This is a genomic window from Yersinia rochesterensis (assembly GCF_003600645.1).
Lineage (GTDB): Bacteria > Pseudomonadota > Gammaproteobacteria > Enterobacterales > Enterobacteriaceae > Yersinia > Yersinia rochesterensis.
The window spans coordinates 1,232,247-1,249,758 of the sequence record NZ_CP032482.1 but is presented as its reverse complement, the minus strand read 5'-3'; the positions used below and the strand labels follow the sequence as shown (position 1 = coordinate 1,249,758).

Genomic DNA, 17,512 nt, shown 5'->3' with positions numbered 1-17,512 from the left:
GGGCAAATATAAGCAGTACCAGAAAACAAAAAGGCCACGTGATTGTGGCCCTCCCGCGTACCGAATTGCAGTATACTTACTCATTGTGACGATTATTTCAAATAGCACAAACTTTCTGATTTTGCATATTTTGTCGCCATTCCGGGCATCGAACCGGACGGTATGCCTCTGCATTTAGTATAACCTTGTTCAACTAACTTCCCTGTATAATAATAATTAAAACCTAAATTCACCACAAAACCAATAATCATCAATAAATACAGCAACTTGGAGCATGCCGTTTGTAACATAATCGATGCTCTACGGCCTTTAAAAATTGGTTCAATAGAAATAATGACTAATATTATTAAAAATAGTGGGGCTATTACTCCGGCGGCTATACTAAGTGAAGAAAAAACCAGAATGTCTGGGGATTCTGACCAATCTCTTAACTCATCAACCAGTATATACATTATGAAAATACATAGTGGTGTAAGAAGAAAGACGATAAAAGAAAATGCAATGCATCTCATTTTTAGTGGTATCTTTTCCATCAAAAATGCCCTCTAATTAACTCAGACATTACATTTTTAATGTATTTTCTCATTTCATATTGAGTAAATTCAATTCCCTTATCAAGCATTGCATCCATTTCAAGAGCAACAATGTCAACAATCCCTTGTTTTAAATCATTAGCTTTCTGTGCAATATCTTGTTGTGACTTTTCAATTAACTCAATAAGTTTATCTGTTATGCCAAATTTTTCATCAAGAGCGTTTAGACCTATTGCAGCAAAAAAACCAACAGTCACAGCAACAACTACTGGAGCAAGGGCTGATGCAAAGAATACTGTGGCTATAGTTCCCCCAAGCCATGCTGCACCAGAGGATAATCCTATCTTAACAATATCAGTTGCTAAACTGCCGATAAATTTAGCTAAGGAGACTTCGTCATTAAGAATATAATCAAGCGTTCTGAAAGCCGCAGCCACATAGAATGTTAATCGGGCTCCCTGTACAATTGAATTATTCAAACCATATTTACCAATACCTAAATCAACAACCTTGGGATTTTTAGCCGCAAATACTGGAGCATTAAGTACTTTACGGATTCCTGGATATCCGGTTAATTTAATTAACTCAGTGCCTTTATGATTGATATACATTGTCGCCTGAATACCCAAACCACCGAGATCAACAATAAGTTTTGATGTCGTGACCACATCCTTGATATTTGTTCCGTAGTTTACGACAACCTCACCTAATGGGCTTTGGGTAATATCAACCCAACCTTTTTGATATGTTCCCCAATCGGCTAGTACTTCATAGGCTTCTTCTGCCGTCAGGAACATAATGTCATGATTATTGTTGCGTAATAAATCACGGACTTTTAAATCGGGCAAATCCCTTGTATTACGCAGTACTGGATAATCAGGTACAAATTCGGAGGGAGCTTTATCGCCAGTAAGATACGGCGGTAGATTGGTTTTTTTGGCTGACTGGGCGAACTGCTGTGGCTCGGCCACTGACGAATCTACCACTGAACGGGAAGCGGCGGCCTGTAGCCCTCCCTGATAAGGGCCATGAGATGCCCACGTCTGTGACGGAATAAAAAAAGCTTTGCACGGGCAAGTTGAACGGCTATATAGCGTACTGGCGACATAATGCCCATGTACTATCTCGCCCGGATGCCCTCCACCCACGCTGTAGCTGCCGGGGTGTTTCCCGCACGAGACTTTACTGCCATTCACAGCGACCGGGTTATTAGCAAATGTCCTCTCTGCCATCCCCTCATGTACTATCCCGCCACAACTGGTTTTATCGCCTTTAACTATCCAATATCCGGTTGACATCAAACTTATTCCTTGTTTTATATAACATATCCATTGGGCGATTTTAGTCCTTTCGTGTTGATGAGTGTAATAATATTTGGGTTAAGGGAAGATTTAATTTTCTTGGTATATGACTCTAACCTTCCTCGATCCTCTCCCCACCCAATTCAGCACTTCCCCCCCGATCCACGATTAGTTCATATTTGGGATCAAAGTCGTAGCAACTTGCGTTATCATCGAAGTATCTAGTCAACATTGATTCTTGGCGATCTAAATCATCGCCAGATAATTGTTGTTCGGAACTAACACGCACATATAGGTATTATTTTCCCATGTCAGATAACCCAGCAGCCCCATTATTGCGACTTTATGGCATTAAAAATTGTGACACCATAAAAAAGGCCCGTCGCTGGCTGGAAGAGCAAGGTATTACCTATCAGTTTCACGATTATCGCGTGGATGGATTGAGTGACGAGCAGTTGCAAGGTTTTATCGATAAACTGGGTTGGGAGCCGTTGCTGAACACCCGTGGTACCACCTGGCGCAAACTGCCGCAGACCCAGCGCGATACCATCACTGATGCGCAATCGGCCAAATTACTGATGCTGGAGCAGCCCGCTATCATCAAACGCCCGCTGCTGGAAGCCGCCAATGGCGAGATGCTATTGGGCTTCAAAATAGAAAGTTACCAACTATTTATTCAGCAACATCTGGCGCAACAAAACATGACCCATAACCAAAACGCTATTGAGGTGCAATAACATGATCTGTCCGGTAATCGACCTGGCCCAACAATTGATTAAACGCCCGTCGCTCAGCCCAAATGATGCGGGCTGCCAGGAGATCATGATTCAGCGCTTAGAGGCTATCGGCTTTACTGTCGAGCCGATGAATTTTGGTGATACCCTTAATTTCTGGGCATGGCGTGGCGAAGGTAAAACACTGGCGTTTGCCGGCCATACCGACGTGGTTCCTACCGGCGATGAAAGCCACTGGAACAGCCCGCCATTTGAACCGACCATCCGCGATGGCATGCTGTATGGTCGGGGTGCCGCCGATATGAAAGGTTCGCTGGCAGCCATGGTAGTTGCGGCAGAGCGCTTTGTTGCCGCACACCCTAATCATCAAGGCCGGTTGGCATTTATGATTACCTCCGATGAGGAAGCCAAAGCCATTAATGGCACCGTTAAAGTGGTTAACGCCCTGATGGCGCGTCATGAGCGGCTGGATTATTGTCTGGTGGGTGAGCCATCCAGCACCGACCGCGTCGGTGATGTGGTGAAAAATGGCCGCCGCGGTTCAATCACCGCCAACTTGCATATCCATGGTGTTCAAGGGCACGTGGCTTATCCTCATTTGGCTGACAACCCGGTTCACCGCGCGATGCCCGCCCTGAATGAGCTGGTTGCCACGCAATGGGATGAAGGCAATGAGTTTTTCCCCGCTACCAGTATGCAAATCGCCAATTTGCATGCCGGAACGGGCAGTAATAACGTGATCCCCGGTGAGTTCTATGTGCAGTTTAACTTCCGCTTTAGCACTGAACTGACTGACAGCATGATTAAGCAGCGAGTTGAAGCTTTGCTAGACAGCTATCAACTCAATTACACCCTCGAATGGGTATTATCTGGCCAGCCATTCCTGACCGCCCGTGGCGCATTGGTGGATGCCGTGGTCAACGCCGTCGAACATTATGCTGAAATTACGCCACAATTATTGACCACCGGTGGCACCTCCGATGGCCGCTTTATTGCCTTAATGGGCGCGCAGGTGGTTGAGCTGGGGCCGGTCAATGCCACGATCCATAAAGTGAATGAATGCGTTCACGCCGCTGATTTACAACTGCTCAGCCGAATGTATCAGAGAATCATGGAGCAACTCATCGCATGACAGCTAATACATTGACACCACAGATGCTTACCGGGCGCTCAACGGCGCATTTAGTGGTGTTAACCGGTAACCACCGCTTGCAGCCAGCGGCTGTTGATGCCTTTCGGGCCATGCAACAGGCGGCTAAAGTGGCGGGTTTGGATTTACAGCCAGCCAGCACTTTTCGCGATTTTGACCGCCAATTGGCTATCTGGAATGGTAAATTTCGCGGCGAGCGGCCAGTATTAGATAAAGACAGCCAGCCGATAGACATTTCTCGGTTTGATGCCGCCGCCCGTTGCGAAGCTATTTTGCACTGGTCTGCTCTCCCGGGGGCCAGCCGCCACCATTGGGGCAGTGATTTAGATATTTACGATCCATCACTGTTACCCATGGGGGAAAAACTGCAACTGGAGCCGTGGGAGTATCAAGCGGAGGGTTATTTTTATCCGCTAACTCAATGGCTTGATGCGCACATGACTGAATTTGGTTTTTACCGGCCCTTTAGCAAAGACACCGGCGGTGTTGCCGCAGAGCCTTGGCACCTGAGTTACCACCCTCTGGCGGCAACGGCGCAGCATTTACTGACACCAGCAATCCTACTGGAAGCTTGGCAAGCACAGGATGTAGCGGGTAGTGAGTGGCTTGTCAGCCATTTACCCATGATTTTTTCACGATTTATAACTATACCCAATGGGTTTCAAGACACAATTGCTTGAAATATGACGGGTAAAGGAATTTAACATGCATTGGCTAGCTGATTACTGGTGGGTCATTCTTATCATACTTGTCGGCATGATCTTAAATGGCATCAAAGAGTTACGTCGTCTTGATCATAAGAAATTTTTGAGTAATAAGCCGGAGATCCCTCCCCACCGCGACAATAATGCGCAGTGGGATGACGACGACTGGCCGGACAAAGACAAGAAAAAGTAAATGGCCGGAGCACGGTTTACCTGAGTTAATTCCCCGCAAAATCCTGGCGCAAATGGGCAATAGCCCGCGCCAGCATCGGCTGATTAATGCCATGCCCAGTATTGGCATCCAGATCCAATGTCACAGAAGCCCCCAATGCCGTTAAGCACCGCGCTGCGGCGGTGGCCTGTCCAACCGGAATAACACCATCCTGTTCGCCATGAATCAGATGGACGGCCACGTCAGTGATAGGTTGCTGCGGCAAAGTGGCAAAACGCCCACTGAACCCGATGACCTGCCCGGCTAATTGTGGCTGAACTTTCACCCCTTCCAATGACATTATGGTGCCCTGCGAGAACCCCACCAATGCAGTTTGCCGTGCGCCAAGCCCACTTTGTTGCTGCCAATGGCGCACAGTGGCAATAAATTCGGGCATCACTTCATCAATACGCCCTTGCCGCCCCTGCTCGGTTATCCCCTGTACGGAAAACCACTGCCGCCCACTGCCCATTCCGCTGGCAAACGGCCCATCAATACTGACCACCAGCGCCTGAGGAAAAACTTGAGCAAAATGGCTACCGACCGGTGCCATCCCGGCAGCACTGTCGCCAACACCATGAAATAACAAAATTAATTGTTCGGGTTGTGCCGGTTGTTGCACCACAATGTATTTTTTACTCATCTCGCAGCCTTTAGTATCAAAATAATTATACGGTTAACTATAGGCGGCTGGTTTGAAAAGGATATTGGGTTTTATTGATGAAGTTGGTGCAGAGAATTGAAAGAGTGGCATTGTTCATCCCACTCTTGGGAATTCATGCAGTCAAAGCGGGGCCGGAATGTGTGTTTTATCAACATCAATCGCCGCCATCCCCTCGGCGGCCTCCTGCCGCCACTTAGTCACCAATGCTTTGCGCCCGGAAAGGCCCAATTGATGAACAATTTCCGCTGCCGTATGCCCCTGCTGCAAATATTGCCGCAAGGCGGGAAGCGGTAATTCTGTTTGTAATAATTTATTTTGTAATAGTAACCGCTGTAACGCGGGCAAACTCGCCTCTAACGGGCGGAAAGCAAAAGCAAAACCGGCCAACTCACGCCAATCATCATCATTTAAGGTGATATCAGGTTGCTCTGGCGGCAGTAAGGATACTGGCGTTTCCAGACCAATCCATTGCTGCAACCAATACCAATCACGCACTAATTGCTGCCGCGCGGTCTCACAGAGCATTTCCCCTGCCGGACTGAGGGGCAGCATGGCCATTGCCGCGTAACAGCCGCTACTGGCCTCTTTGTGACTGCCCATGCGCACCAGTTGAAAACCGCAGGCACACCAAAAACACGCTAATTCTGCGGTATAGCCAAAACTGACCGAAAGAAAATCTAGCCCTTCCCGTTGCGCACGAGCTTGTTCGGCAACAATCATCTGCCGGGCAATCCCTTGTTTTCGCCAGGATGGCGCTACCGCAACGCGACTGATTCGTCTGGATAATAAGGTCGGTGTTTGCCATTGACCGCTGTGAGCGGCTAGCGATTGCGCCACTAAACTGCCCTTTGGCCGCCGCCTGCCCGCCCAAATCTCGAGCGCTAATCGGCTATCCAGCCCGCCCTCATCCACCAGCCACAAAGCGCCTATCACTGAATTCGCCATCTTGGCGGCAGAAAAATGCATGCCCGGTGCATCCATCAAACGCCGTAAATCCAGCGGAGTGGTGCGGTAATGGGCACTGGAAAGCAAGCCGTAAAAGCGGCGCAATAATTCGGGATTATTCAGCCAATCAGGCTGTTCACAAGTGGAGATTTCGATCTGTGCAATGGCGGATGCTGTCGGCGACAATATATCATTCACCCAATCATCATTAAGCCGGTCATCATTAAATAACATGATGTCGTCGATAATCTGTTCCAGTGGGTCATGGCTGGCCCAGCGGATCGGGTTGGTCAATGTTAAATGATGCCAATCACTCAAGGTCGCGCAAAACTTTAATAAAAATCCGCGCCCGGTGCCTTCATAGCCTTGCACCGTGGTGGTTAACAATGCTCGTGGGAAGTAGGCCAAAAGCGCCGACAGTAGCGCGGTTGGGATGGCGGCGGCCTCATCAATCAATAGCCAGTCAACATCACTGACATCATGGCGTTGACAGAAATCTAGCAGCGCATCTGGTGCCCAAAAACGCGCGCGCTCTCCGGCTCGCTGGCTTAATACTTGAGTTGCTGCCTTGCCCGGCCCGGTGACCCAGCATTTGCCCGGCCACTGCGCCACCAACATACCCGCCAGTGTCGACTTACCGCGCCCACGAGCCGCCGTCAGCACCCAAACACCTTGTTTGGCCTGCATCAAGCGCTGAAGAATATTTTGCTGTTCTGCGGTGGGCGTGCCGTCGGGTTGCTGCCAATGTGGGCGAATATCAAACTGCAGTTCTGGCGGCAACAGCCCCTGCTGCCACAAAACGACATCGGGAGAGGCCAGAAGTTGGCGCTGTAGATGGCGGATAAAATTTGGCGTCGTGATTGGGGCATTCTGCTCACTCCAACGCAAACTGTCGGCATCGGGTAAAAGTGGCCAACTGCCCCACTCTGGCACCAACATCACCAACCAACTGCCAGCCCGCAATGTCCCCGCCAACACCGCCAGCGCTTCTGTATTCAGGCCATTGCTGGCATCAAACACACCGTGTAGCCCCTCCTGCCCCAACAAGGTTTTGGCCGCAGTAGGCCGGATTCCATTAATATTTGGCGGCAAAGATTCCCCAATCCACCACCAATCTCCGGGCAATTGCTCGGACAGATTTATCGCCTGCTGCCGCGCCCAATCAGCACTGCCACTGAGCACCAGTAAACGCCGATGTCCCTGCTGCGCCATCAGCGCTTGGCTGGCGATAATGCCGTTGGTCACCTCAGGATTTACCGATAACCAATGAGAGCAATCCGGCGGCAATCAATGGCCCGACCGGTACACCGCGGAACAGGGCCACGCCCAACACCGTTCCGACCAATAATCCCGCCACTACAGAGGGTTGATGGGTCATTAGCGAGACACCCCGCCCACCGAGCCAGGAAACAGCTACCCCGACCACAATGGCTAAAATAGATTTCCACTGAACAAAGGAGTGCAGCACTTCACTGGCACTGATTTTCCCACTGGCAATTGGCGTCATCACGCCAATAGTTAGAATCAATATGCCGATGGTTAAACCGTATTTCTCTATCCACGGGAAAAACTGATTCAGCGGAGTAATACGCACCGCGATTAATGTCAGAATAGCGAGTGTGACAGTCATGTTGTGGCTGATAATGCCGAGTGCAGCCAGCCCCAAGAGAATTAATAAAGTTGGATCAAGAGCGGTCATGCCTATCCCTGCCTTGCAATGAAGTACCGGCGACGAGTGCGCCGGCAAAAAGTTTTCTTATAATAGTCTCTGCTTACGTGAGGTTCTAGCGCTATTAGCGGGTGGCAAAGGTGTTGCAGTTATTAGGATCGCCACTGTCGAAACCCCGTTTAAACCACGTATAGCGTTGTGCTGAAGTACCATGAGTGAAGCTATCTGGCACCACCCGCCCTTGGCGTTGTTGCTGTAATCTATCATCACCAATGGCCTGTGCGGCATTCAACGCTTCTTGTAAGTCGCCGATTTCCAACACATTTTGCTTTTCCATCGCTTTGCCCCATACACCAGCAAAGCAATCTGCCTGCAATTCCATTTTGACTGATAGGCGATTAGCTTCTGCTTCAGAAACACCCTGCTGCTGTTGCCGCACTTTGGTGTCAATGCCCAACAAATGTTGCACATGATGCCCAACTTCATGAGCAATCACATAGGCTTGAGCAAAGTCACCGTCCGCACCCAGTTTGTTTTTCATATCTTCATAGAAAGATAAATCGATATAAACCGTGCTGTCCGCCGGGCAATAAAATGGCCCCATCACCGACTGACCGGTGCCACACCCGGTGCGAGTTGCACCACGGTACATCACCAATTTTGGCTCTTGGTAACTGCGGCCCATTTCTTGAAAAATAGGTTTCCAGGTATCTTCAGTGTCAGCCAGTACCACGGAGGTAAATTTGGCATATTGATCATCTTTGGCGCTGACAGCGCTTTGTGATCGAGGTTGAGTCTGGGTTTGAGACATAGGGTCACTGCCATTTAGCAATGGCGTCAAGTCAACCCCATAATAACCCGCCACCAGCACGACGATGAGGATGACTAGGCCGCCTTTGCCGCCAATGGGTGGCCGAAAACCGCCACCGCCGCCAGAGGAATCACCCCGCCTGTCTTCTACATTGTCACTTTCGCGACGACCTTGCCAACGCATAGCTTTGCCTCCAGATATATTCCTTATGTATTATCGTAGGAAATCCGTAAGGCGAATACCATTAAAAGAACAAATGATTAATGCCGCAGGGGGAATAAGAAGAATAGGGGGAGATAGAGGTTATCTCCCCTTATACCCGTCATACTTCAAGCTGCATGTGCGTTGACTGCTCTCGCTCACCCGAATCATTGACTGGTGTCAACTCATCGGGATTTCTCAATTGCCGCCTTCCTGCAACCCGAATTATTTAAGGTATAAAACAGTTATGTCAGAGAAAACGTAATCGATTGCGCAGTTAGTCTAATTTTACGCCGATACGGTGCGCAACTTCTTCGTAGGCTTCAATCAAGCCGCCCAAGCTTTGGCGATAGCGGTCTTTATCCATTTTGTTCAGGGTTTTCTTATCCCACAAACGGCTACCATCAGGAGAAAACTCATCACCCAACACCACTTCGCCATTGAACAGGCCGAATTCCAACTTGAAGTCCACCAAGATTAAACCAGCATCATCAAACAACTTGCTCAACACGTCATTGGCCAAATAGCTCAGTTCTTTCATCCGCGCTAATTGTGCTTCTGTCGCCCAACCAAATGTTTTGCAGTAAGACTCATTGACCATCGGGTCATGCATGGCGTCATTTTTCAAGAACAAGTCAAACAGCGGTGGATTCAGTTCCAGACCTTCTTCGATACCCAAACGCTTTACCAAAGAACCTGCGGCACGGTTACGGATAACACACTCAACCGGGATCATTTCCAGCTTTTTCACCAGCACTTCAGTGTCTGACAGCAAGCTTTCCATCTGGGTTGGAATACCGGCTTCTTCCAATTTAGCCATAATGAAATGGTTAAATTTGTTGTTTACCATGCCTTTACGATCGAACTGCTCAATGCGCTGACCATCTAGTGCTGACGTATCATTACGGAACTCCAATACCAACAGGTCAGGATTTTCGGTGGTATAGACGGTCTTCGCCTTGCCACGATACAACTCAGCTAGCTTTTGCATCTTATTACTCCAGTAATGTGAAAGTGTAACTCGCCATAAAATGAATAAAGGGGCCGAAGCCCCTTTTAGGTATTATTGGGTGCTTGTAGCACTCGTCTGGCTAAGCGCCGCCTGGAACACTGCGACCAGCGCATCATTCTGCGACTGAGTCAGAGGCTGCCCTTTAGGGCCGATGAATTGTAAGCTACTGCGGTTATCGAGGTCGCCGACTTGCAGCTTATAATCGCCTGTTGGCAATTCTGGGTCTTTGGCACCCAACGCATCCCAGCTACTGCTACTCATGGATTTACTGGTCACGTTAATTGTGCCCAGTGGACGGCTACGGTCAGTCACCTTCATGCCGACTTTCTCAAGCGCGGCTGGCAGACGTTCCCACAGCACAGCATAAGGTGCGCGAACAATCAGTTGCGGTAAGCCAGTATCATCGCTACCACTTTGAACATCCAAAGTACCGACTTTACGTGCCGCCTGGCTGCTTTCGCTATCAGAACGCACCTTATCCAAACCTTCAATAATGGCATTCAGCATTGCGCCATTGTAGCGCTGGATTTCGGTATAGCTGGTAATTGGTTTACCACCTTGTTGTAATTCAAGGGATTTCACCACCAGAGCTAACTGATAACCTTGCTCCTGCACACTTATCTGATAACGGCCTTCAAACTGGACGTCTTCATCTGCGCGATTCCATTTAACCCAATCAGTTGTCAACGTTTGGCTGGCATCCTGACGGCTGGCAATCGCCCAGTTTTTATCCTGTAGAACGCGGGTAACCTGCGCCCACAGATTACGATTTTGCGGGCTATTCTCTAACAATAGCTTGCTGGTATCGTTAGCATTTTCAGCGCGAGAGCCGCTTAACAATGCCAATGATTGTACCGGAGGACGGATGTCCAACTGTTTGCCCACCGCGCCTTGAGTGTTAACGGAACGGACATCAAAATCACCATTTTGCACAGGCAGAATCATCCCGGCTGGTGAGTTCAGCGGCTTCAGCGCCGGAGCTTCAAGATAAGACTCGTCACCGCTAACCTGGCGTTTGTAGCGTTGGTCAGTGGTACAACCTGCCAGCAACATCGCCAGCGAAATTCCCACAACCGTTACCACCGTCGACTTTTGCAATGTTATTGCCATCAAATTTCCCTAAGAGTTACAGCAAACCTGCGCTTTTCAGCGCGTCTTCCACAACCCGTTGAGCCGGGTCAGTCAGTGGGGTCATTGGCAGACGCATTGTGTCATTCGCCATTAACCCCAGCTTCTTCGCGGCCCATTTCACCGGAATTGGGTTTGCTTCTACAAATAAATGCTGATGCAACGGCATCAAGCGCTGATTCAAACGGCGTGCCTCTGCAAAGTTACCCTGTGCAGCCAATGCGCAAAGTTCAACCATTTCGCGCGCAGCAATGTTTGCTGTCACCGAAATAACCCCTTTGCCACCCAATTGCATAAAGTCTAAACCGCTCGCATCGTCACCACTGAGCAGGATGAAATCTTCATCATCAACCAGCACTTGGATCTGACTTACACGACTTAAGTTCCCTGTTGCTTCTTTCACAGCAACAATATTTTTAATCTTAGCTAAACGGGCAATGGTCGGCGGTAACATATCGCAACCGGTACGCGATGGCACATTATAGAGAATTTGTGGCAAATCGGTACTTTCAGCAATCGCTTTGAAGTGCTGATATAACCCTTCCTGCATCGGGCGGTTATAATACGGTGTTACCGTCAAGCAACCCACCACACCGGTATTATTGAACCGCTGTGTGAGAGAAATCGCTTCGGAGGTGGCATTCGCGCCTGTTCCGGCAATGATTGGAATGCGGCCATCGGCCAATTCGAGGGTTTGCAAGACCACATCGACATGCTCATCATGATTCAGTGTTGCTGATTCGCCGGTCGTGCCGACGGAAACAATCGCCGCAGTGCCACTGGCCACATGATAATCGATAAGTTTTTTAAGGCTCGCGCGATCGACAGCACCCTTGTTGTCCATCGGCGTTATCAGTGCAACTATGCTTCCGGTAAACATTCGATTTTCTGTAAATTCTGGACTTCCCATAAACATTGCCCACCCACTCCTTAAACAAGTTCCTCATGGTACTTTTGACCTCTACCCAAAAGCAAGTAAACAACTGTGTTGTAAGCGCTTGGCAGCAGGTTTTTTTTATGTTTACCATGGTAACCCCAAAGAGCATGACAGGAAGAGCGATTTTGCCGCAGCTTGAACATTATCTGGTCATTACCGCACTCGGTGCTGACCGCCCTGGAATAGTGAACACCATCACCCGCCATGTCAGTAGCTGCGGTTGTAATATTGAAGATAGCCGGCTGGCCATGTTCGGTGAGGAATTCACCTTTATTATGTTGCTTTCGGGCAGTTGGAACGCCATCACCCAACTGGAATCCACCTTGCCGCCAAAAGGTGCAGAGCTTGATTTGCTGATTGTAATGAAACGGACCAATGCGCAAAATCAGAAAGCCATGCCTGACACCGTATGGGTCAAAGTTGAAGTTAATGATTCCCCCCATATTATTGAACGGTTTACCAATCTGTTTCATTGCCACAATATGAATATTGCGGAGCTGGTTTCCAAGACTCAACCGGCTGAAGGTGACCTTCCTGCGCGATTGCATATCCAGATAAGTGCCCACAGCCCAGCCAGCCAAAACAGTTCGATAATCGAAGACGCTTTTTATCAGCTATGTACAGAACTCAACGCACAAGGCAGTATTAGCGTTGTGAACTATCCACAGCATGACTCACGAATGGAGAGTTAGTAATGAGCCCATTGAAAGCCGGTGATATTGCGCCGAAGTTTAGTTTGCCCGACCAAGACGGCGAGCAAATTAGTTTGGCCGACTTCCAGGGACAACGTGTCTTGGTCTATTTTTATCCGAAAGCCATGACACCTGGCTGTACTGTTCAGGCCTGCGGTCTGCGCGACAATATGGATGAATTGAAAAATGCAGGTGTTGAAGTGCTGGGTATTAGCACCGATAAACCTGAAAAGCTGTCACGTTTTGCCGAAAAAGAGCTGCTGAATTTCACTTTGCTGTCTGATGAAAATCATGAAGTTGCAGAGCAATTTGGCGTCTGGGGCGAGAAAAGCTTTATGGGGAAAACCTACGACGGCATCCATCGCATCAGCTTCTTAATAGGTACTGATGGCAAGGTGGAGCATGTGTTTGATAATTTCAAAACCACTAATCACCACGATATCGTTTTGGACTATTTACGCCAAAGTGCTTGAGTCATAACACACCGGCCCTGACCGATAAATTGCAAAAAAGAGCGCTCAAACGCTCTTTTTTATTGGCAATAAATCGAATGATCCCCAAAGCCATTGCTGTTGCAGCAAGGCAGCCAGCGAACTCATCCCGATGAGCTGACTCCGGTCAGTGATTCGGGTGAGTGAGTGCAGCTAACACCGCTGCGGCATCAAGGGCACAGGGGATAGTTAATCCGCATCCGGGATAAACTCCTCCGGCCAGGCATGAATAACGGCTTTGACCAAAGTCGCCAACGGGATGGCAAAAAACACCCCCCAAAAGCCCCACATCCCACCAAAAATAATCACTGACAAGATAATTACCAGCGGATGCAAATTCACGGCTTCCGAGAACAACACTGGCACCAACAAGTTGCCATCCAGCCCCTGCACCACCAAATAGGCGACAAAAAGCGTCCAGAAATCTGCGCCAATGCCCCATTGGAATAACGCCACTAACACCACCGGAATGGTCACAATCACCGCGCCAATATACGGAATCAGAACAGAAAAACCGACCAACACCGCCAGCAACAGGGCGTAATTCATCCCCAGCACGAAGAACACCAAATACGTGGCGATACCAACCACCACCATTTCCAGCACTTTTCCGCGAATATAGTTGGTAATCTGTTGGTTCATTTCCAGCCAAACCTGCCCCGCCAAACCCCGATTGCGCGGTAAAATACGGCGCACAGCATTCAGCATTTGTTCTTTATCTTTGAGCAGGAAAAACAGCATCAGCGGCACTAAAATCAAATAGATAGCCAATGTCAGTAAGCCGATTAATGAAGCTAGCGAAATTTTCACCACTGACTCGCCCATACCAGAGAGCTTGCTGCGCAGATTTTCCGCCATCATATCGACAATACCGGCATCCACCAATGCGGGGTAGCGCGAGGGTAAAGTTTGAGCAAACGCATTGAATTTATTAAGCATTTTCGGCATATCTGACATCAGATTATTGCCCTGTTGCCAGACGGTGGGAGCAACAACAAACACCGCCAACAACGCAATACCGCCGAACACCACCAACACAATACTGGCCGCCCACGGGCGCGAACAACCAATACGCTGTAACCGAGCCGTCGGCCACTCTAACAGATACGCCAGAACAATCGCCGCCAATAGCGGGGCCAAAATACCGCTAAAGAAGTAGAGAATACAGAACCCAGCCAACAGAATAACCAGTAACGCGATAACCTGCGGGTCGGTAAAACGACGGCGATACCATTGTAACAACAGCTCTAGCATCCGAAATTGCTCCTTAAGTACCATGAGGAATCCGCAGATTGGGGAATTCCTTAAACAACCCCATCATACAGGGGCATAACCCGAAGGTCAGTTTTACGCGCCAGCCGTTTCTTTATCGCCATTGCCTTAGCCGCCATTCCTTTATATAACTATTTCTTTATACCTATATGCTGACTAAGATAGTTGCGAGTCTCAGTTAGGGATGATGAGCTTAACCTTTGACCTATTTAAGACTATTTTTGTGATCTAGTTCGCTTCCGTGATGATTGTACTGGAGAGCAGTGCAAGGAAGAAGAACTCTTACACATCTCGGAGTCTAATTGTCATTACATCAGTAGGGGCAACCTCGTTTATGACAGATAAGCTAAGTCAAACAAGTCAGCTAAACAAAACAGGTCAGTTAAATAAAACTGGCCGGGTAAGTAAGACGGTAATTGCTACACTGCTCAGTAGCTTACTGCTTACCGGCCCTGTCGCTGTCAATGCTGAGACACAGACCCAAGACCTGCTGCCCGATATCGGTACTTCAGCGGGTGCAACATTAAGTATTGATCAGGAAAATGCCATGGGGGACTTTTATGTCCGCCAGATGCGCGCCAGCGCCCCACTGATTTATGACCCATTATTGACACAATATATCAATTCGCTGGGTAACCGCTTAGTCGCCAATGCTTATTCGGTGCGTACACCATTTCATTTCTACTTGGTGAATAACGATCAAATAAACGCCTTTGCATTCTTTGGCGGCAATGTCGTGCTGCACTCGGCTCTGTTCCGCTATACCGATAACGAAAGTGAATTGGCATCAGTATTAGCCCATGAAATATCGCATGTGACTCAGCGCCACTTGGCGCGAGCGATGGAAGAACAACAGCGCATGGCCCCCCTGACGTGGGTTGGCGTGCTCGGATCTATTCTGCTAACCATGGCCAGCCCACAGGCGGGTATGGCGGGTTTGAGCGGTACATTAGCCGGTGCTCAGCAAGGGATTATCAGCTTTACTCAGGGCAATGAACAGGAAGCCGACCGAATTGGCATTCAAGTGCTGCAACGCTCAGGATTTGACCCACAGGCAATGCCGAATTTCCTGCAAAAATTAGCCGATCAGTTGCGATATGCTTCTAAACCACCGGAAATGCTACTGACTCATCCATTACCTGACAGCCGATTATCTGATGCACGTAACCGAGCTAATCAGATGAAACCGCACCCGATTGCCTCGTCGCAAGATTATTTGTTCGCCAAAGTTCGCATTTTGGGCATGTATGGTTCGACGGAAAAGAGCCTGACGCCAGATCTGCTGGAAACCCTGAGTAAAGGGACGACGCGCGAACAATTGGCTGCTAAATATGGCCAGGCCATTTTGCTGTATCAAGCTAAAAAATATGATGAAGCCCGTAATCAGTTACAACCGCTGTTAACGCAACAGCCGGGCAATATTTGGTTTCTCGATTTAATGACTGATATCGATTTGGGGCAAAACAAAGCCGCCAGCGCCATTAGCCGCCTGCAAACCGCAATGGCCAATCTGAAAGACGAGCAGCCGGTATTACAACTGAATCTGGCCAATGCTTATGTTGAGGGCGGAAAACCGGCAGAGGCCATCAAGATATTGCGCCGTTATACTTTCAGCAATCCGAATGACCCTAACGGTTGGGATTTATTGGCACAAGCGGCAGCGGCACTGGGCCTGCGCGATCAAGAGCTAGCAGCGCGCGCAGAAAGCTTGGCCTTGGGTGGCAAATTGACTCAAGCCATCGGTTTACTCAGTGATGCCAGTGCGCGGGTGAAGCTAGGGAGTTTAGAACAGGCTCGCTATGATGCCCGTATTGACCAATTACGCCAATTGAATGAGCGCTTCCGTAAATACCAGAAGTCCTAAGGAAAGTTACTATGAAAAACGTCACGATTTACCACAATCCGCGTTGCTCCAAAAGCCGGGAAACACTCGCATTAGTTGAACAACAGGGCATTCAACCGCAAGTGGTATTGTATTTAGATACCCCGCCCTCGGTGTCGACGTTAAAAGAATTACTGCAACAATTGGGCTTCAGTGACGCCCGCCAATTGATGCGCACCAAGGAGGAACTCTATAAGGAGTTGAATCTGGCAGATAACGCGCTGACACAACAGCAATTGCTGCAAGCCATGAGTGATAACCCTAAGCTTATCGAGCGCCCAATTGTGGTTTATCATGGCAAAGCGCGTATTGGCCGCCCACCAGAACAAGTATTAGAAATTTTGAAGTGATTTAATCAGTCGTTAAAAGATAATGATTGAACGAGTGCGAGGCCGCTTATTCGTTCAATATCTATAATCCGAGGATCTCTTTCACAAAGGGGATGGTCAGTTTGCGCTGCGCAGTAATAGAGGCGCGATCAAGCTGATCCAGCGTCATAAACAGCGTGCGCATTTCCCTGTCCAGGCGCTTTAGCAGAAAACGGCCGACATCTTCCGGTAATTCAAAACCCCGCAATTTGGCGCGTAATTGCAAAGCTTGCAATTTTTCATCATCAGACAAGGGCTGCAATTTATAGATTTGCCCCCAATCAAGCCGGGAAGCCAGGTCAGGTAAACCGAGATTCAACTGCCGCGGTGGGCGATCGCCGGTAATCAGTAAGCGGGTACGCCCTGTTTCTACAATGCGATTATAAAGATTAAATATCGCCATTTCCCACTGTTCATCACCTGCAATGCACTCAATATTATCAATACAAATCAGAGCCAATTGCTCCATGCCATCCAACACTTCCGGCACAAAATAAGCGCGTTTATCCAGCGGGACATAACCCACCGCCTCACCTTTTTGCGATAACTCAGCACAAGCAGCATGCAACAAATGGCTGCGGCCACCGCCTTCGCGCGACCAGAAATAGATATAACTGCCATGAGACTGGTGAACAGCAGACTGGATCGCCGCTAATAGGGATGGGTTCTCCCCCGGATAAAAACTAGCAAAAGTTTCATCATCGGGAAGATAAAGTGGCAGTGAAAGCTGTGCCGGCGTATTCAGAAGCACCTCAACCAACAAAACGGGCGGGAAAACGTGACAAGTTTACCACAAAAATGGGCAAC

Annotated in this window: 19 protein-coding genes; 8 read left to right on the top strand and 11 right to left on the bottom strand. The window is 48.8% G+C overall.

Features of this window, described 5'->3' with window-relative positions; genetic code table 11:
• Nucleotides 1-92: 92 nt before the first annotated feature.
• Both DXZ79_RS05790 and DXZ79_RS05785 read right to left on the bottom strand, forming a co-directional pair.
• Entirely contained in the window at nucleotides 93-533 is a 441-nt protein-coding gene (locus tag DXZ79_RS05790; RefSeq protein WP_050291473.1) for a DUF1240 domain-containing protein, read from the bottom strand.
• Nucleotides 533-1,831: a PAAR domain-containing protein gene (locus tag DXZ79_RS05785; RefSeq protein ID WP_120011150.1), complete on the bottom strand. Its 1,299-nt coding sequence runs from the start codon at nucleotides 1,829-1,831 to the stop codon at nucleotides 533-535. Before DXZ79_RS05785 ends, DXZ79_RS05790 begins: the two co-directional genes overlap by 1 nt.
• Before the next feature lie 311 nt (nucleotides 1,832-2,142).
• Here DXZ79_RS05785 and DXZ79_RS05780 point away from each other — a divergent pair, with 311 nt between their 5' ends.
• From DXZ79_RS05780 to DXZ79_RS05765, 4 genes are read left to right on the top strand one after another with little or no spacing between them, the layout of a single operon-like run.
• Nucleotides 2,143-2,571 carry an ArsC family reductase gene (locus tag DXZ79_RS05780; protein WP_038635080.1) on the top strand — a complete coding sequence of 143 codons (429 nt, stop codon included), beginning with the start codon at nucleotides 2,143-2,145 and terminating at the stop codon, nucleotides 2,569-2,571.
• A 1-nt stretch (nucleotide 2,572) separates the two neighbouring features.
• Nucleotides 2,573-3,700 carry a succinyl-diaminopimelate desuccinylase gene (gene dapE, locus DXZ79_RS05775; protein ID WP_038635102.1) on the top strand — a complete coding sequence of 376 codons (1,128 nt, stop codon included), beginning with the start codon at nucleotides 2,573-2,575 and terminating at the stop codon, nucleotides 3,698-3,700.
• The gene (locus DXZ79_RS05770) at nucleotides 3,697-4,398 is read left to right on the top strand and encodes a M15 family metallopeptidase (protein WP_038635126.1); all 702 of its coding nucleotides are present in this window, start codon (nucleotides 3,697-3,699) and stop codon (nucleotides 4,396-4,398) included. The genes dapE and DXZ79_RS05770 overlap by 4 nt, the downstream gene beginning before the upstream one ends.
• A 25-nt stretch (nucleotides 4,399-4,423) precedes the next feature.
• Nucleotides 4,424-4,615, top strand: coding sequence for a YpfN family protein (locus tag DXZ79_RS05765; protein WP_038635152.1), 192 nt, complete (start codon nucleotides 4,424-4,426; stop codon nucleotides 4,613-4,615).
• Nucleotides 4,616-4,640: 25 nt separating this feature from the next.
• Here DXZ79_RS05765 and ypfH read toward each other — a convergent pair whose 3' ends face one another.
• From ypfH to dapA, 7 genes are all read right to left on the bottom strand, one after another.
• Nucleotides 4,641-5,276, bottom strand: a complete 636-nt coding sequence (gene ypfH / locus DXZ79_RS05760) for an esterase (RefSeq protein WP_038635155.1) — start codon at nucleotides 5,274-5,276, stop codon at nucleotides 4,641-4,643.
• 141 nt (nucleotides 5,277-5,417) lie between these two features.
• The gene (locus tag DXZ79_RS05755; protein WP_162928729.1) at nucleotides 5,418-7,487 is read right to left on the bottom strand and encodes a tRNA(Met) cytidine acetyltransferase TmcA; all 2,070 of its coding nucleotides are present in this window, start codon (nucleotides 7,485-7,487) and stop codon (nucleotides 5,418-5,420) included.
• Nucleotide 7,488: 1 nt separating this feature from the next.
• The gene (locus DXZ79_RS05750; protein ID WP_038635159.1) at nucleotides 7,489-7,941 is read right to left on the bottom strand and encodes a DUF441 domain-containing protein; all 453 of its coding nucleotides are present in this window, start codon (nucleotides 7,939-7,941) and stop codon (nucleotides 7,489-7,491) included.
• 94 nt (nucleotides 7,942-8,035) lie between these two features.
• Nucleotides 8,036-8,905: a KPN_02809 family neutral zinc metallopeptidase gene (gene ypfJ, locus DXZ79_RS05745; RefSeq protein WP_050291477.1), complete on the bottom strand. Its 870-nt coding sequence runs from the start codon at nucleotides 8,903-8,905 to the stop codon at nucleotides 8,036-8,038.
• Nucleotides 8,906-9,200: 295 nt separating this feature from the next.
• Nucleotides 9,201-9,914 carry a phosphoribosylaminoimidazolesuccinocarboxamide synthase gene (gene purC / locus DXZ79_RS05740; RefSeq protein WP_005162080.1) on the bottom strand — a complete coding sequence of 238 codons (714 nt, stop codon included), beginning with the start codon at nucleotides 9,912-9,914 and terminating at the stop codon, nucleotides 9,201-9,203.
• A gap of 72 nt (nucleotides 9,915-9,986) precedes the next feature.
• Nucleotides 9,987-11,045 carry an outer membrane protein assembly factor BamC gene (gene bamC, locus DXZ79_RS05735; RefSeq protein ID WP_038635164.1) on the bottom strand — a complete coding sequence of 353 codons (1,059 nt, stop codon included), beginning with the start codon at nucleotides 11,043-11,045 and terminating at the stop codon, nucleotides 9,987-9,989.
• Nucleotides 11,046-11,061: 16 nt separating this feature from the next.
• Complete coding sequence (gene dapA, locus DXZ79_RS05730) at nucleotides 11,062-11,943, bottom strand: 4-hydroxy-tetrahydrodipicolinate synthase (RefSeq protein ID WP_038639679.1); 882 nt, start codon at nucleotides 11,941-11,943, stop codon at nucleotides 11,062-11,064.
• A 182-nt stretch (nucleotides 11,944-12,125) separates the two neighbouring features.
• On the opposite strand from dapA, the gene DXZ79_RS05725 reads away from it, so the two are divergent.
• Nucleotides 12,126-12,692, top strand: coding sequence for a glycine cleavage system transcriptional repressor (locus DXZ79_RS05725; protein WP_038635167.1), 567 nt, complete (start codon nucleotides 12,126-12,128; stop codon nucleotides 12,690-12,692).
• Between the two features lie 2 nt (nucleotides 12,693-12,694).
• Nucleotides 12,695-13,165, top strand: a complete 471-nt coding sequence (bcp, locus tag DXZ79_RS05720) for a thioredoxin-dependent thiol peroxidase (protein WP_038635170.1) — start codon at nucleotides 12,695-12,697, stop codon at nucleotides 13,163-13,165.
• 207 nt (nucleotides 13,166-13,372) lie between these two features.
• Here the strand turns inward: bcp and DXZ79_RS05715 are convergent, their stop codons facing one another.
• Entirely contained in the window at nucleotides 13,373-14,437 is a 1,065-nt protein-coding gene (locus DXZ79_RS05715; protein WP_038635173.1) for an AI-2E family transporter, read from the bottom strand.
• 352 nt (nucleotides 14,438-14,789) lie between these two features.
• Between DXZ79_RS05715 and bepA the strand changes: the two genes are divergently transcribed.
• Both bepA and arsC read left to right on the top strand, forming a co-directional pair.
• Nucleotides 14,790-16,319 (top strand): beta-barrel assembly-enhancing protease, encoded by a 1,530-nt coding sequence (gene bepA / locus DXZ79_RS05710; protein WP_038635180.1) that lies wholly within the window; start codon nucleotides 14,790-14,792, stop codon nucleotides 16,317-16,319.
• Nucleotides 16,320-16,330: 11 nt separating this feature from the next.
• Nucleotides 16,331-16,687 (top strand): arsenate reductase (glutaredoxin), encoded by a 357-nt coding sequence (gene arsC / locus DXZ79_RS05705; protein ID WP_038635182.1) that lies wholly within the window; start codon nucleotides 16,331-16,333, stop codon nucleotides 16,685-16,687.
• A gap of 61 nt (nucleotides 16,688-16,748) precedes the next feature.
• Here arsC and hda read toward each other — a convergent pair whose 3' ends face one another.
• Nucleotides 16,749-17,456, bottom strand: coding sequence for a DnaA inactivator Hda (gene hda, locus DXZ79_RS05700; RefSeq protein ID WP_032820160.1), 708 nt, complete (start codon nucleotides 17,454-17,456; stop codon nucleotides 16,749-16,751).
• Nucleotides 17,457-17,512: the final 56 nt, after the last annotated feature.

Coding starts and splice junctions, on each gene's coding strand:
- DXZ79_RS05790 (WP_050291473.1), bottom strand. CDS start 533: ATGGAAAAGATACCACTAAAAATGAGATGCATTGCATTTTCTTTTATC.
- DXZ79_RS05785 (WP_120011150.1), bottom strand. CDS start 1,831: ATGTCAACCGGATATTGGATAGTTAAAGGCGATAAAACCAGTTGTGGC.
- DXZ79_RS05780 (WP_038635080.1), top strand. CDS start 2,143: ATGTCAGATAACCCAGCAGCCCCATTATTGCGACTTTATGGCATTAAA.
- dapE (WP_038635102.1), top strand. CDS start 2,573: ATGATCTGTCCGGTAATCGACCTGGCCCAACAATTGATTAAACGCCCG.
- DXZ79_RS05770 (WP_038635126.1), top strand. CDS start 3,697: ATGACAGCTAATACATTGACACCACAGATGCTTACCGGGCGCTCAACG.
- DXZ79_RS05765 (WP_038635152.1), top strand. CDS start 4,424: ATGCATTGGCTAGCTGATTACTGGTGGGTCATTCTTATCATACTTGTC.
- ypfH (WP_038635155.1), bottom strand. CDS start 5,276: ATGAGTAAAAAATACATTGTGGTGCAACAACCGGCACAACCCGAACAA.
- DXZ79_RS05750 (WP_038635159.1), bottom strand. CDS start 7,941: ATGACCGCTCTTGATCCAACTTTATTAATTCTCTTGGGGCTGGCTGCA.
- ypfJ (WP_050291477.1), bottom strand. CDS start 8,905: ATGCGTTGGCAAGGTCGTCGCGAAAGTGACAATGTAGAAGACAGGCGG.
- purC (WP_005162080.1), bottom strand. CDS start 9,914: ATGCAAAAGCTAGCTGAGTTGTATCGTGGCAAGGCGAAGACCGTCTAT.
- bamC (WP_038635164.1), bottom strand. CDS start 11,045: ATGGCAATAACATTGCAAAAGTCGACGGTGGTAACGGTTGTGGGAATT.
- dapA (WP_038639679.1), bottom strand. CDS start 11,943: ATGTTTACCGGAAGCATAGTTGCACTGATAACGCCGATGGACAACAAG.
- bcp (WP_038635170.1), top strand. CDS start 12,695: ATGAGCCCATTGAAAGCCGGTGATATTGCGCCGAAGTTTAGTTTGCCC.
- DXZ79_RS05715 (WP_038635173.1), bottom strand. CDS start 14,437: ATGCTAGAGCTGTTGTTACAATGGTATCGCCGTCGTTTTACCGACCCG.
- bepA (WP_038635180.1), top strand. CDS start 14,790: ATGACAGATAAGCTAAGTCAAACAAGTCAGCTAAACAAAACAGGTCAG.
- arsC (WP_038635182.1), top strand. CDS start 16,331: ATGAAAAACGTCACGATTTACCACAATCCGCGTTGCTCCAAAAGCCGG.